Here is a 14108-nt window from a genome sequence, read left to right as displayed (position 1 = left end):
TCTTTTTGTATCAGAATACTTTTGTTTTTTCAATTCCTAATTTCTTGAACTTCTAACCTGCCTTATTTTGGAATAAGGAATTAAATATTGATTGCAGCTTCAATAATAAAGTGAGATTCCCTTTGTACCGATCACACTTTTGTTTTACGACTTTCTCTATTGGAGCCGGTTTTTCTTACTTTATAACTAAAAAGTAGTTAGTAGCAATATTGCAAGGCTAGAAAATCTTGTAGAATTCAGTCTTACTTAATTCTCACTATAGAGAAATGTAATGTCTTAAAAAATATTGCTATTTTTTCCTAAAAGGAACAAACATCGAAGACGCAGACACAAATCGACAGGCTGTAAGTAACATTATTTATAGCTTCTGTGTAAGCTCTCAAATTATTTTTCTGTTAATTTATTTCAGATTTGTATTCTTCTCTTATGCCTGATTGTTTGAGAGTTTACACATAAAACTTTTAAAGGATTATGAGTTTTTTGAATGTGGGAATGTTCTGCAGGATTCAGTAGAGTTTGAGCCCTCCCCTGAATCCTGCATACCCGAAGGCAAGAAATATTTTAATTTATAACTATTTTAAAGTTTGTTTCTTGCCTCTTAAACAAAAGTGAAGAGGTGAAACAGAGTGAAATTAAATAGTAAAGTTAGAAAAATCAGCGGGCTTTTCATGATAATGCTCGTTGTAGGTATGATACTGGTTACGCCTGCTATGGCGTGTCCGGCTGGAACAAATTGTGAAAATAATTCAATCTCTGGAGATTCAATACAGTTAAAAGGAGAAGACAAAGAGAAACTAGTTAATATGGCTTTAAAAGATACTAAAGTCAAAGAATTTCAAGAGCAATTGACAAAAGAAGGATTCATACAAAAGGACTCTGAAGCATTAATTATACCAGTGAAAAATGAAAAAGATGGTTCAACAAAGGAAATATCATTTGTTGCAATACCCTTCCAACATAAAGAATCTCAAGAACTCAAAAATATAATATACACTTACAATCCCCAGACCGAAGAAAGCGCAGTTGTATTAGTAGAAGGGGGGCTTAGCGATTGTATATATAACTTAGCAATTTGTTTAGGGAGTTTTTCTGGTTGTGCAATAGTTTGTGGCCCACTTTTGGTACCAGATCCAGCTGAGCCAATTGAGGCAGAACTTTGTTTGTCATGCATACCAATTGCTTTTGGATCCTGCGGACTTGCCTATAATGCATGTTACGATTACTACTTTGGAGATGAGTGACGTAGCGGACTATAAGCATTACGGTTATGAGGAGATAGATTAAATGAGAATAGTTTTAAAAAGGAATTCTAAAATATTTCTTCTTTTGTTTTTTTCTTCCATTTTTGCCATTATAGGAGGTATTATAACAACCATAAAAACTCCAATGAATTTATCTGTAAGCGGATTATACTTAATATTGGCTGGAATTGGACTTTTTTTTCTTGTACTTTCTATTTCTACAAAAGACCAAAAGTCAGTTAGAACTTGGGCCATATATAGTGGTATTTTTTATGGTATTGCACTTCTTTGTGGGAGTTTGATTTCATTCAGATCTGGTCATATCATAACTGCAAAGATAGTTGCTTTATGTGGGACATTTGTTATTTTGTTGACATTATATTCGATCATTTCGACCTTAAGGAGGGGAAAGCAGCATGAATAAAAATCCAAAAAAGAGATTTGAAGTACTACTCATACTGTTCATAATTTCTGTATTTGGACTTGGTTGTATTGGAGAAGCTCTAACTAATTACAATCTAAAATATAATTTTGATACGGGTGATATATTTGTTTATAACTGTACATATCTTACAGAAAAAACAAAAGATACAGTGCCAATTCGCATTGAAATGTTAATTTCAGACTTTGATGGAAACAATATCACTTCAAATGTAACATCTACAAAGATAATAGATGGGAACAATACAGAATCTTCATATACCACAGTTATGGATGTTTATGGAAACCTAATAAGATCAGATCCCGAAAACAGAATCATACCAGAAATACAACCAGAGTTGCCAAATCTATTAAAATATCCAGAAAAAGGAATGCAAGAAGGTCAGTCCTGGACAGTTATATTCAATAGGACTATAAATTACAATTCATCATTAACAGACGAATTAGAAGGCACAAAAAAATATACTTCTATAGGTATAAAAACAGTCTCGACAAAAGCTGGAAAATTTAAATGTGTTGGTATAAGATCAGAGGTAAATTTCACTGCAAACACAAAGAAAGAATATGAGAACTCAACCATTAATTTAACAACAATAGGCAAAATCTCTGGAGAGGACTGGGTAGATCTAGAAGACGGATTCTTAGTTAAATCCGAATATAATGTGGATAAAATTTTGATAACAGATCTCTCCGAAGTTTATAAGGGTATCGGAATTGAAAACTATTATCTAGAAACTCCAATGAAATCGCATATAAGTAGTGAACTCGAAAACATCAGGAAAGAATGATAGAATAACATTAAGGTTCATACAATTATTTGTAATTTTATCCATTTCATCTTACTTTTGGCAGTGACATTAGAGATAAAAAATATTTTTCAAGGTACCGTTTTGGAACATTCGCTAACTCTATATTCGGTTTAAAATTGGTTAACATGCGGCTCAACTCCCACTACACATATAAGTACTGAATTATTCATTAAAGTTTGTATGAGAGATTAATAATCGATCATGTGTATACCTAGAAACTGCACACAATTTGAAAGCATTATTTCAAAATCGGCACCATTGAAATTAATCAAAAGTTAAATGTCGACTTGCTGAAAGCAAGATGTTATGGTGACTTAAGAAATAAATACACAAATTTTATTTTTCACTGTTTCCGTTATCATTTAAATATCTACTGAATAACAATTTGCATTGAATAATTAACACGATAGTGATCTAAAATAAACGTCTGCATCCTTCTAAAACGAAAAGATACGCTTTAGGGATTTTCATGAAAAGAGTCTCTCGTATAACAGCCTTATTAGTTATTATTTATTTATCTCTTATATTTATTCCGGTAGCTCATGCAGATCCGGTCACAATCCAGTATTTTCATCAAAAAGGCTGCCATGACTGCGAAATAACCGATCCAATTGTCGATCGAATAGAAACTCAATATAATACTATTGTTATATCAAAAATTGAAACCAGTACTGCTGACGGTTTCAACCAATGGAATAAATATGGTTTTCTTGAAGTCCCGGCTATTGTGATAAACAATGAAACAAAAATTCCCAAAGAAGAAATTACTGAAGAAAAGCTAAAAACTTTAATTGATGAATATCTTGTGGAAGAGGAAAATATTACTGAATATACTACAGAAGAGGTAACGAGAAAAGAACAGGAAATCGAGTATATAAACACAGACCTGAATTTGCCATTTGCCTATTCTCTCGGACTTTTTGCAGGTTTTTCACCCTGCCTGATGGCCATACTTGGATTTCTTTTAAGCTTTACTGCAGGGACGAGCAATAGTGCGAAAAGTGGAATGGTACGTGCAACAGTGTTTGGATTAGGGCTGGTAGGTTCTTACTTAATATTGGGCTTGTGTTTGCTTTCATTCCGAAAGTCAATTCCAGATTTGGAAAGCTTTTCTTTTATTACAGGCGTCATTGTAATTCTCATTGGATTAAACCTTCTGGGGGTCTTGAAATCTCCTGTAGTTCTGGATAATTATTTTCAGAGTTCTGCCAGGAAATATGCAGGCACTCTGGGTGGAGTTTTCTTTCTTGGGATATTGTTTTCTTTTGTAAAAGTTCCCTGCACTGCTCCAATGCTCCTTGTACTTCTCAACAAGACTATTACAAACGGGACTGTTAATGATCTGGCTCTATTGCTTGCTTTCAGTGGCGGAGTATTAACTCCTTTTATTGGGGTTGGTTTGATAGGGGGTTATACTTTACCTAAACAGGTCCGTTCATATAAAATATATCTGAAAAAAATCAGTGGACTTGTGCTCATATTTTTTGGATTATGGATTATGATTTAAGTCGTAAGATAAAAGACAAAATAAGAAGTAAAATCTAAAAAACTGATTAACATATAATAATATTTATTAATCATGTGACAACCATTACATATAATATGCAATAATGTGAAAAATATGGATAATTTAAACCTGAATAATCTGTTATTTGATCCAAATTCATTTTTCGAGGAAAAGTCGAGAAATGATGTCGATCTTAAGTATCCTGTATTGATATTACTTGTAGTTGCTGTAATTGCAATGGTTTCAAGTTTTCTGGCTATGAATCAATTGCGTGGACTGCTTCCTTCTGAGATGAGTTCATATATATCGACTACAGCAATTCTTTTCGGTGTCATTTGGGGTTTGATCTGGGTCTTTCTAATCTGGGTTATAGTAGCTGGAATTTTATATTCAATATCATATGTGTTTGAATCAAAAGGTTCTTTCAAAAGGACGTTAGAGTTTGTAGGTTATGGATTTGTGCCAAAAATATTTAGCAGTTTAATAAATGTTTTTGTAACATACAAACTTACACCTTCGATAGATTTTTCATTACAGGACCCGCAGCTTATAGCTGAAAGTACAACACAGATGTTCTCAAATAATCCCCTGTATTATACCTCACAAATAGTTGGAATTTTATGCCTCTTACTGTCTGCATACATATGGGTATTTGCACTTTTACACGCGCGAAATATGTCAATTAAAAATGCCACCCTTGCTGTCGGTATTCCAGTAGGCCTGTACGTTGTTTACCTATTATATTTATTCCTGTTTACTTCAGGAAGCATTTAATTCTGTAACAACAAAACAAAAGGAGTATTATCATGTCTGATAGGGTGTATACTTCAAATTTACTTGGGCTAATATTTTCATTTTTAGTTCCAAATTTTTAGAAAATTGCTAAAAATGATTTGGAGCATGTAGACAAATTCTCTGCAAAAGCCCTTGCCGTCATGAAGATCACGGAAGTTTATGAATGCAGATCCGGCGACGCAGCTGGAAAACAGCTTCTCTAAAATTTTCTCAGAGGTCATATAAAAAATTTACTGTTTTATTTTAATTCTGAGGATATTATTTTTATCCTCATGATATCTCTTTTTTGACAAAATATTACAGATAAAAGATCTTATAATGTTTTTTAGATTATTTTTTAATTTAGTAACATTTCTTACAAAGGCAGATATGATTATTATTTGATAATTTACACAGAAGTTATATATACACAAACTTTTAAACTCTTTTATTAGTGTTTATTTGAAATCTTGGATGATATTTGTATTTTTTTTATAATAGGATTGATTGCTTTGCCTGCGGTTTCAGCCGAAGAATTGATTGGGAAATTTTTCCACATGTTTAATAATTGGTTCAGATGGAATACTAACATGGGACTCGTAAAGTATGTTAGAGGGTAACTCCTCTCTATTTTTTAAAACATAAGATTGGTGAATAAAATGAAAAATAGAAATCTGCTGCTTATTGCTGTTTTTTTATTTTTCTAATAGGAAGTATATTTGCTCATGCTATTTATATGGATGCGAAGGATTGGAGAAGTCAAGCTCAAAGATATCATTGTATATATAATATAGGTGTGAGTGGCCTTTCCGGAAACGAAGTGAGTGGAACGACTGTGATAATGGTTCCTATTCCAGCATCTAAGGAAGGTAAATTCTTTAATCCTCCTATTCAAAAAGATCCCTATTTTACCCAGGATCTGATGCACGAAATCCTCAACCAGCCTGAACAATACCGCAAAGGACCTTATTTTGAAAATGCGACTGAAGCTTTCGATAACAAAGAGAGAGGAAACTGGACAACATTCATTGCAGAAACTGATAAAGGTTATATGTATGGATTTAGGACAAATGAAACAAAGCTCGAAGATATTTCTTTTGATAGAGAATTTGTTGCGGACTATTTCGATATTTTTGACCCTATAAACAATGGAAGCCCTATACTGTATCCTATTGAAAGTGTTTCTAATAATTCTTCGATTCTTTATAAAGATTACACTAAGTATTCCTCAAATCCGACTTATGATAGCTATGTCTATATAAGCGATAATCTAAAAGGAGCAGAAAATATTATATCTTTCAATATTCAGTTGGATGCAAACAATGATCCAAGTGAGTGGCCTAGAGAATATCGTGGTTGCTACAAAAACTTACTATTGGCAAAAGTTAATGGCACAGGGTATGTAAAAGTCAAGGCTATTCTTGGACAGGAAATTCCATGGGGAAATAACTCCAATTGGTTATGGGATAGTCAATATGTTTTAGATTTTTATGGTAATTTAGAAGAAGAGCGAGCAGCATGAACGTAAAAGTAATTTTTTTACAATCACTTTGCCAGTTCCAAATCTCTCAGCTACGTCACCGGATCCAAAAACTGCCAAAATTTCATATTAGACCCCTAATTTGACAGATTCTGCTAATTAATACAGTATTTTTGTATACAAAACATATCGCATTGACACATTACATTTTGGTAAAATTAATAATGCCAAAAAAATCATAAGATGTAAGACAAAACCTTGAATTGTATAAAGAAAACAGGAGCATCAGGCCCATTTTGACATTAGATGATATATGCTTCTGTCAAATTTGGGTTATATTTATACCAATATATTAAAAAAAGTATTTTAATGTAACTTATGAAAAAGTGCTTCAACCGCGTAAGTCCTAATATATTTGTCGCTCTTTAGTTGTTTATAATCCTGAATATCCACAGTTCCCTAACTTACTAAATATTACACAGGGTTAAGTATGAGGATTTATTCAAACAAAAAAAGATCTAACAAAGGGGTGAAGTAAATGGTAAAATTAAGCAATGAAATGGTAGAAGATTTTGCAAAAATGAGAATTTTTCCTTTCGCAACCGCCTCCAAAAATGGAGAGCCAAACGTAATACCAATCGGATTTTGTAAGCTTCAGGAAGACAGAGAAACCATCTGGATTGCAGACAACTATTTTTACAAGACCCGTCATAACCTTGAAGAAAACCCGCGGGTGCAATTTATGTCTGGGGTCCCGAGATTAAGGGTTGCTACCAGATAAAAGGGGATTTTGTGATTAAAACCGATGGAGAAGATTACGAGAATATGTACAAGACTGTCAAAAAGATGGGAGATAGGTTCCCTGCAAAAGCCCTTGCCGTCATGAAAATCACTGAAGTTTACGAGTGCAAATCCGGCGACGCTGCTGGAAAGCAGCTTCTTTAAGACTTTACCGGAATCGTTTATAAAATTTACTATTTTATTCTGATTTAGAGGATGCTTTTTTATCCTCGTCCTATTTCTTTTTTGACGAAATATGCCAGATAAAAGGTCTTATGCTGTCTTTTTTAGACTATTTTTTTAATTTAGTAATATTCTTTCATAAAGGTAGTATGATTATTATTTGATAATTTACACAGAAGTTATATATATCCGGACTTCAAAGCTCTTTTTTGGGTGATTATTTGAAATCCTGGATGATATTTGTGTTATGTGTAATAATAGGATTGATGGCTGTACCTGCAGTTTCAGCCGAAGAGGAATATGCGACAAATTTCGACATGGGAGATACATTAGCTTCTGCCGAAAAAGATTACATTATTAGTCCCTGGACAGAAAATTCTTCTGATACAGAGAATTTTATTTCTCTTCTACGGTCAACCCAGTATATAACTCAGGGACAGACCATAACTCACAATGTAAATGTAGGTTCAGGAGTGAATTACCTTGAAGTGGATTTAAACTGGGGAGATACAAGCGATTCACTTACTCTTACCATTTACACCCCCTCTGGAAGCAAACTCGGAACTTACCGTGATAGTTCTGACGGAAGTACAAATGGCAGGATACATCTCAACATAGATCCCTCTCAGGGATACGTCGAGCAGGGAACCTGGAAATTTAAGGTTTATGGAGAATCAGTCAGTGGAACACAGAGCTATACACTTGGTGTCGCACTGCATTAATTACAGGAGACTCTGTCTCCTTTGTTTTTTCTTTTCATTTTCAATATTGGCAGCCGAAGCTGCAGAATATATCGTGACTCCTGCCCCAAATGATCAATTTGGGGTGTCTGTAGCTGGAGAGGATATACAGATAGTAGAAGATACTATAACGCCTTACTGGCAGTTTTTGCTCTGGCTGGCTGCAATGCAAATTTTATCAATAATAGACGTCGTTCTTTACTTTATAAAGCTTATTTTTGTAATACTGGGATTTAAAATTGTTAATAAAGAAAACGTACTAGATAATCCTGATCGGTCTATTATTTATACATATATTAAAACTAAACCGGGAGCATTCATCGATGAAATTGTAGAAAAAACAGGCTTCGGCAGAGGAAGAGTAAGGCATCATATAACCATTCTAGAAGTTCAGAACAAAATTGAAGTCCATAAAGACGGCAGAAAGATTAGGTATTTCGAAAATAATTCTACTTATGATGAAGAAGAAAGAAAAATTATTTCTGCCCTTCAAAACATAACAAGTCAAAGAATAATTTCAGAAATACAAAATGGGAATTGTAATACGAACTCAGCTCTTGCACATGAAATAGGAGTTTCCAGAGCTACAATTAGCTGGTATATGAGAACTCTTAAAGAAGTGGAGCTCATAAATGAAGAAAGAGAAGGAAAAAACATTATTTATAGAGTAAACCCTACTTATGAAAACTTGATTGAAAAATATGGATAAAATAACCTTGAATCCAGTTTTAAAATAACGGCTATCAAAAAATTTCTGAAAAAGTCTGCTTCAATCTCGCTACATCTTTTTTCTCTAGTCTACTTATTCTTAAACCCTGAGTCTATATAGTCTCAAGAATAAAAGCTGACTTTACCCATCTTGAGGTAAAAAGACATCAATACAGGTTGTCTCAAAACTATACCTGATCGCACATTTGGGTCAGAAACCCAAATCTTTATCTTTTTTACAAAACTAAATTCCAGTGTTTCCCATGTTTAGAAAATACGATCAAAAGCAGCAGTTTTTACTTCCATTAAACCTGGAAGATTTTGTTCCTGAAAATCATCTCGCCCGAGTACTAAACGACATCGTAGATGTCGTTGATATCACTGCTATTGAATCCACTTATTCTAAGGAAGGCTGCCCAGCCTATCATCCAATAATTCTTTTAAAAATATTACTTTATGGTTATCTTATAGGCATTAGAAGTTCACGTAAACTGCAACAAATGACTCAAACTGATACTGCATTTATGTATCTGGCAGCCATGCAAAAACCTGATTTTCATACTATTTGTCGATTCCGTTCAACTCACCTTGGTCCTATTAAAGAGATATTTTCCCAGGTTGTCACTTTTTGTAAAGAAATGGATATGATTGGTTCCAGTATCTCGATTGACGGAACAAAGATCAAGGCAAATGCTTCATCAAGACAAAGCAAGAGTTCGGATTCTCTCGAAAAAGAAATAGATCGGATACTAAAAGAGAGTATTGAGACAGATAAGTATGAAGATGAAATTTATGGTGACTCAACACCATATCAGATTCCAGAAGAGCTAGTTGACAAGAAGAAAAGATTAGAGAAGATTAAAAACGCTAAGAAGAAGCTTGATGAAGAAAAGCTGAAAAAAGTAAACATCACAGACAACGATGCTCGAATTATGAAACATAAAGATGGGAGCAAGAAACCTTCATACAACTGTCAGGTTGCTGTTGATGAAAAGGAACAAATTATCGTTGCAGCAGACGTTGTCAACGAAGAAAACGACCTGCATCAAGTAGAACCAATCATACAGAACGTAAAAAATACACTGGGATATAAACCAACAATCGTGCTTGCAGATGCAGGTTATTTTTCATATGAGAATCTGGAATTTTTACAGGAAGAAGGCATTGATGCTTACATTCCTGACAACTACTATAAAGCTGAAAAAGAAGGAAAAACCAGGAAGTTCAGGAAATCTCTTTTTAAATACGACGAAGAAAAAGACTGCTATTATTGTCCTGCTGCTTTTGAAATTCCCTTTTCAAGAATACAAAAGAGGAAAGGTGAGCCTGATTTAAGGTATTATGTCTGTAGCTATTGTTCTCAGTGTGTGTTGAAAAATGCATGTACTGAGAGTGGAAAAAGAACAATAACAAGAGATCCTCGAGAACATTTAATGAAGGATATGAGGGCTAAACTGAACACAGAAGAGGGTACGGAAAAGTATCAGAAAAGAATGTCTACCGTAGAACCTGTGTTTGGACAGATGAAACAGGATAGAGGGTTTAGGGAATTTCTGCTGAGGGGGAAAAGGAAAACAGGAATTGAATTTGTTATGATGTGCACTGTACACAATATAAAGAAAATAGCAGATTTCATAAAAAGACAAGGGAAAAACCTGAAAGAAATGCTGAAAATGATAGTTGGAGGAGAAAGTAAAGGATGGAATAAGGGGAGAATTCAAGCGAGAATGGCAAATACGCTATGTTGAGCTATGAAAATTTACTTTTTCTTGTTGAAATGAAATAAAAATTGAAAGGGCATTACCCAATTGTAGAATTAAAAATGGTTTTGAGACAACCTGAATAACAAAATTATAAAAATCAGAAGATCTCGTAAAGTCCAATTTTGCCGCAAAGAGATGTTATATCCTAAAGGGTATATAGATTATTCTTTTTAGTGAAAACCTGGTTACTAGCTGTAGACTTTAAACAATTGGCGTTAAACTGTTCTATATAGAACTTCCGGCCAAGCTCTCTAACTGTTTTTTGTAGCTCATTTTAGATCTGTAAAGATTCTCTTATCTCTGATAGTTAGAGAAATTGGCCGGAAAACTTATAAAGGATTATTTAAAACTGAATAAGTGGGGATGTTCTACAGGATTCAGTAGAGTTTGAGAGCAATGCTGAACCCTGCATACCCGAAGGCATGAAGTATATAACTTTCTAACTATTTTAAAGTTTGCTTCTTGCCTCTTGAATTAAAGTAAAGAGGTGAAATAAATTGAGGTTAAATGACAAAGTTAGAAAAATCAGTGGGCTTTTCATGATTATGCTCGTTGTAGGTATGATACTGGTTACGCCTGCGTTGGCATGCGGACCTTCTGCACCTATAGACAAATCAGATGAACAAAAAATCTTAAGTGTAGTTTCAAAGGAGATTACTTTACCTAAAGAATTTAATATAGTAAATAACCCAGAATCTGGTGGATTCCTGTTTATTTATAAAGAATCATCGAACTCGTTTAAAATGATTGATATTTCTAAAGATTACGAAATAAATGAAACATGGACTGGAACATTTTCACTAATATCGGGTGGATATCAGACAAATCTAGTGTCAAATAAATCGCATACGATTTCAGCGACTTATACAGGAAATCCCTCTTCAAATACTGGCGAGGTTACTGTATACGATTCTGTTAAGGGTACGGTAACAACTCATAGTCTTGACTGCTATCAATTATGTATGAGTGCATGCAGCGGTATGAGTGGCTATGGTTGTGCAGAAGGTTGTCCATATTTATGTTCTATCTTAATAGAAACAGGTATTGGATATGTGGTTTGTGTTGGTTTGTGTCTGGGAGCTTGCTTCATCGATATGACCTATGGGTGCGATAAAATCTGCAATGCTATTTGTTAAATAGCATTTTTTCAATTTTTTAAGCTTTCACTGTTTCTTGTGGATGATTCGGATTTGTTTCGGATTTACACTTGAGGTACAAAACCAAGCACAATAGTCGTATAGTTTAAATTTACTTTTTAGAAAGTTATCCGACTGTTGATTTTTCGATTCAACTACATAAATCATATCATATTATCCAACTGTAGAACAATTATGGAATTTCCCAGTATAATAGCAGTTAAGCATGACTGTTTTATAACTGATTTAATTACAGAGGAATTGAAATGTACGAAACATTATATCAAGTTCTGGTGACTAATCTGCCGGGAATTATTGGATTATGGATTGGTATCAATGTGAGTTTGATATTTAGGGGATATAAACAGAAATGGTCATTTGCCAAAACTTTGTCGGCTATTATACTTGCTGATATATTGGCATATACGTCGGTATTTATATGGGCTTATTCAGTTCATGCGTATTAGAGAGGAAATTGAGGGAATACTATGCATATTAGTAGAATGCTTTATGTAACCATAATTATCACTATGCTTGCAGCTCCAGCGGCTTCTGAACAAAACGTTTTTCATGAGTTATCTTCAAATGAGATATCAAGTTTATCTTCGTTTTATCAAAACAACCCTAATTTTTCATTATACCAACTTTATGTTCAGTCTAATGAATGTAATTTGGAATATCCTTTTTATTCTTACAACTTAGCTTTAAAGTGTCATAGAGCTATATTGAAAAATAATACTGATAAGATGACTACAATAAATGGAACAAATACAGTAATTAATTACATGTTTAACAGGACTAAGAATGATAATGATGAACTTCAGGAAGAATTAACAAGTCTTGAAACAAATAGCTTAAGTTATCCAGGCATGGAATGGGCTTCTCTTGCTGAAAGAGATCTCAATGAAAGTAAATATTACCTTTCAATTTCTCAAAAGTATTATAATGATTCAAACTTCAATGACACTTTAGACGCATTAAGCAAATCGGATTTTGCTATTTATAAAACGAAGAGTTTATTAAAAGTTGCTAAAAGTAGGAATAATTCTTCTCCACAAATGAATAATCTACATATTACCATGGCAGAAAAAAAAGTAGCTTCTGAGTGGATACAAGCCGCAACAGTTCAAGTATCTCAATTAAATAATTCAAATGAAGTAAATGATACATTAAAGTTAGCCCAGAGTTCTCTGAACGATTCTAATGAATACTATTCTAATAAGAATTATTATTTAGCTATTATGAGTGCTGCAGAAACTAAAGCATTGGTAGAATTTAGTTTAAGGGACGGAACATCCACAAATAATACATTATCTAAAGCCGAGAAGCAATTTATAGATACAAATGAATCTTTGAATGAGATAATTAATGATCCAAATATTGATTTTCCTCTTGTAGAACTTAATTTTGAGATGGCAAAAATACGATTAAACGAGGCAAAAAGTAAGGATGCAATAGATGCAATTCCTCTGGCGGATGCTTCAATTCGTTATTTATTAATTGCAGAAGAACAAGCTAATGGAGTGCTGGCTTTGAAAAAAACTATTGATGATTCTGAAAAATCAACACAAAGCTCTGATTTAAAACAAATGTTCTTTGATTTTTTTAGTAATTCTTTGGCTTAATAAACATCAGCTGACTTACAATAATTAAACTAAATGCTAAAGAGTATGTTCTAGGACTTACGCGAATGAACTAAAAGAAACTAATAAGTTTCAAACCTGTATTTCCTAAAAAGCAAATTTGATCGTGATGTCTATTGCGCTTGATTTTGTAATCCAATTGCATATAGTCCTAGTTTCTTTTTGTCAAGTCATGGATATTTTTGACAAGTTTCCAACAGTTTAATCATTGATCTTCTTAATTAACTCTAAATTATTTTTTTTACTTCTTCGTATTTAATATGAAGATTCTAAGAGGATAGGGTAAAGTCTCTTTTAGACTTTTTAAAAAATGATATATAAAATGCAAGAGAGTTGACTAGATCATGGTCCTGCTATTGGTAAATTCTCAAAAAGGGGGCACAGAGACAGCTAAATTATTAGGTGTTAGTAGGAATGCCACTTAAGATTAAGGTAAGTGTATCTACATTACAGGCATACACAAATTTGCAAACTGAAAAGATCTGCAGGGATTCTCATGAATAAAATTTCTTATACAATATCAGTACTAGTTGTTGTTTGTTTATATCTTATTCTTATACCGATGGCCTGTGCAAACTCAATTACGGTCCAATATTTCCATCAAAAAGGCTGTCATGATTGTGAGATAACCGATCCAATTGTCGATCGAATAGAAACTCAATATAAAAATAATACTATTATTATATCAAAAATCGAAACCAGTACTGTTGATGGTTTCAACCAATGGAATAAATATGGTTTTCTTGAAGTCCCGGCTATTGTGGTAAACAATGAAACAAAACTTCCCAAAGAAGAAATTACTGAAGAAAAGCTAAAAACTTTAATTGATGAATATCTTGTGGAAGAGGAAAATATTACTGAATATACTACAGAAGAGGTAACGAGAAAAGAACAGGAAATCGA

At 33.3% G+C, this 14108-nt stretch carries 15 protein-coding genes; all 15 read left to right on the top strand.

Features of this window, described 5'->3' with window-relative positions; genetic code table 11:
* Nucleotides 1–626 precede the first annotated feature (626 nt).
* Nucleotides 627–1241 (top strand): hypothetical protein, encoded by a 615-nt coding sequence (locus tag AAGU07_RS16365; RefSeq protein ID WP_155395270.1) that lies wholly within the window; start codon nucleotides 627–629, stop codon nucleotides 1239–1241.
* Nucleotides 1242–1284: 43 nt separating this feature from the next.
* Nucleotides 1285–1665: a hypothetical protein gene (locus tag AAGU07_RS16360; RefSeq protein ID WP_152558013.1), complete on the top strand. Its 381-nt coding sequence runs from the start codon at nucleotides 1285–1287 to the stop codon at nucleotides 1663–1665.
* The gene (locus tag AAGU07_RS16355; RefSeq protein ID WP_230625024.1) at nucleotides 1658–2470 is read left to right on the top strand and encodes a hypothetical protein; all 813 of its coding nucleotides are present in this window, start codon (nucleotides 1658–1660) and stop codon (nucleotides 2468–2470) included. Before AAGU07_RS16360 ends, AAGU07_RS16355 begins: the two co-directional genes overlap by 8 nt.
* 490 nt (nucleotides 2471–2960) lie before the next feature.
* On the top strand, nucleotides 2961–3998 hold the full coding sequence (locus AAGU07_RS16350; protein WP_342460148.1) for a cytochrome c biogenesis protein CcdA: 1038 nt from the start codon (nucleotides 2961–2963) through the stop codon (nucleotides 3996–3998).
* 114 nt (nucleotides 3999–4112) lie between these two features.
* The gene (locus AAGU07_RS16345) at nucleotides 4113–4772 is read left to right on the top strand and encodes a YIP1 family protein (RefSeq protein WP_011034371.1); all 660 of its coding nucleotides are present in this window, start codon (nucleotides 4113–4115) and stop codon (nucleotides 4770–4772) included.
* Between the two features lie 736 nt (nucleotides 4773–5508).
* Nucleotides 5509–6294 (top strand): hypothetical protein, encoded by a 786-nt coding sequence (locus AAGU07_RS16340; RefSeq protein WP_230625025.1) that lies wholly within the window; start codon nucleotides 5509–5511, stop codon nucleotides 6292–6294.
* A gap of 496 nt (nucleotides 6295–6790) precedes the next feature.
* Nucleotides 6791–7033, top strand: a complete 243-nt coding sequence (locus tag AAGU07_RS16335; RefSeq protein ID WP_342460147.1) for a pyridoxamine 5'-phosphate oxidase family protein — start codon at nucleotides 6791–6793, stop codon at nucleotides 7031–7033.
* Between the two features lie 11 nt (nucleotides 7034–7044).
* Complete coding sequence (locus AAGU07_RS16330; RefSeq protein WP_342460146.1) at nucleotides 7045–7197, top strand: hypothetical protein; 153 nt, start codon at nucleotides 7045–7047, stop codon at nucleotides 7195–7197.
* 239 nt (nucleotides 7198–7436) lie between these two features.
* The gene (locus AAGU07_RS16325) at nucleotides 7437–7937 is read left to right on the top strand and encodes a pre-peptidase C-terminal domain-containing protein (RefSeq protein ID WP_052716897.1); all 501 of its coding nucleotides are present in this window, start codon (nucleotides 7437–7439) and stop codon (nucleotides 7935–7937) included.
* On the top strand, nucleotides 7897–8664 hold the full coding sequence (locus AAGU07_RS16320; protein WP_342460145.1) for a winged helix-turn-helix transcriptional regulator: 768 nt from the start codon (nucleotides 7897–7899) through the stop codon (nucleotides 8662–8664). The genes AAGU07_RS16325 and AAGU07_RS16320 overlap by 41 nt, the downstream gene beginning before the upstream one ends.
* Nucleotides 8665–8926: 262 nt before the next feature.
* Entirely contained in the window at nucleotides 8927–10411 is a 1485-nt protein-coding gene (locus AAGU07_RS16315) for an IS1182 family transposase (RefSeq protein WP_015411731.1), read from the top strand.
* 512 nt (nucleotides 10412–10923) lie between these two features.
* Nucleotides 10924–11562, top strand: coding sequence for a hypothetical protein (locus AAGU07_RS16310; RefSeq protein ID WP_048045022.1), 639 nt, complete (start codon nucleotides 10924–10926; stop codon nucleotides 11560–11562).
* 266 nt (nucleotides 11563–11828) lie between these two features.
* Nucleotides 11829–12029 carry a hypothetical protein gene (locus AAGU07_RS16305; RefSeq protein ID WP_048037561.1) on the top strand — a complete coding sequence of 67 codons (201 nt, stop codon included), beginning with the start codon at nucleotides 11829–11831 and terminating at the stop codon, nucleotides 12027–12029.
* Nucleotides 12030–12050: 21 nt separating this feature from the next.
* Nucleotides 12051–13187 (top strand): hypothetical protein, encoded by a 1137-nt coding sequence (locus AAGU07_RS16300; RefSeq protein WP_048037559.1) that lies wholly within the window; start codon nucleotides 12051–12053, stop codon nucleotides 13185–13187.
* A gap of 580 nt (nucleotides 13188–13767) precedes the next feature.
* Nucleotides 13768–14108 (top strand): hypothetical protein (locus AAGU07_RS16295; RefSeq protein WP_342460144.1); only part of this gene is annotated, 341 nt, incomplete at its 3' end.

Origin of the sequence: Methanobacterium sp. (genome assembly GCF_038562635.1) — an archaeon.
Lineage (GTDB): Archaea > Methanobacteriota > Methanobacteria > Methanobacteriales > Methanobacteriaceae > Methanobacterium_D.
The sequence above is the reverse complement of the archived record's forward strand: the minus strand, read 5'-3'. Positions and strand labels throughout refer to the sequence as shown.

Coding starts and splice junctions, on each gene's coding strand:
- AAGU07_RS16355 (WP_230625024.1), top strand. CDS start 1,658: ATGAATAAAAATCCAAAAAAGAGATTTGAAGTACTACTCATACTGTTC.
- AAGU07_RS16360 (WP_152558013.1), top strand. CDS start 1,285: ATGAGAATAGTTTTAAAAAGGAATTCTAAAATATTTCTTCTTTTGTTT.
- AAGU07_RS16300 (WP_048037559.1), top strand. CDS start 12,051: ATGCATATTAGTAGAATGCTTTATGTAACCATAATTATCACTATGCTT.
- AAGU07_RS16315 (WP_015411731.1), top strand. CDS start 8,927: ATGTTTAGAAAATACGATCAAAAGCAGCAGTTTTTACTTCCATTAAAC.
- AAGU07_RS16335 (WP_342460147.1), top strand. CDS start 6,791: ATGGTAAAATTAAGCAATGAAATGGTAGAAGATTTTGCAAAAATGAGA.
- AAGU07_RS16305 (WP_048037561.1), top strand. CDS start 11,829: ATGTACGAAACATTATATCAAGTTCTGGTGACTAATCTGCCGGGAATT.
- AAGU07_RS16350 (WP_342460148.1), top strand. CDS start 2,961: ATGAAAAGAGTCTCTCGTATAACAGCCTTATTAGTTATTATTTATTTA.
- AAGU07_RS16340 (WP_230625025.1), top strand. CDS start 5,509: ATGGATGCGAAGGATTGGAGAAGTCAAGCTCAAAGATATCATTGTATA.
- AAGU07_RS16345 (WP_011034371.1), top strand. CDS start 4,113: ATGGATAATTTAAACCTGAATAATCTGTTATTTGATCCAAATTCATTT.